This window comes from Rhodoferax sp. RT5P35, from assembly GCF_056521385.1.
The window spans coordinates 843-1,176 of the sequence record NZ_JBWMAX010000245.1 but is presented as its reverse complement, the minus strand read 5'-3'; the positions used below and the strand labels follow the sequence as shown (position 1 = coordinate 1,176).

The following is a 334-nucleotide window of genomic DNA, read 5'->3' as shown; positions in this document are numbered from 1 at the left end:
CCAGGCCCATCACAAAGGCCACGGCGGTCAAGACCAGCAGGGTGACGAGCATGGCCGCCTCGGCGGGCATGGCCTGCATCTGCAGCAGCAGGCCCACGCCGTAGCCCGCCGCGCCAAAGAACAGCGCGTGGCCAAAGCTGACCATGCCGTTTTGCCGCAGCAGCAGACCCACGCCGCTGGCAAACACCGCGTAGATGATGGCTTGGGTCAGCAGCGACAAGACCGTGCCCGAGGTGACGGTGGTCGCCACCACGGCCCCCACGCCCAATGCGCCTGCGGTGGATAGAGTGATACGTTGGATAGACATGTTGAATTCCTTTCAGGTGCGGCTGCC

At 65.0% G+C, this 334-nt stretch carries 1 pseudogene; it reads right to left on the bottom strand.

Going from position 1 to position 334, the window contains the following annotated elements:
• A pseudogene (locus AC097L_RS25365) lies at positions 1-307 on the bottom strand (branched-chain amino acid ABC transporter permease); the annotation flags it as partial.
• Positions 308-334 lie beyond the last annotated feature (27 nt).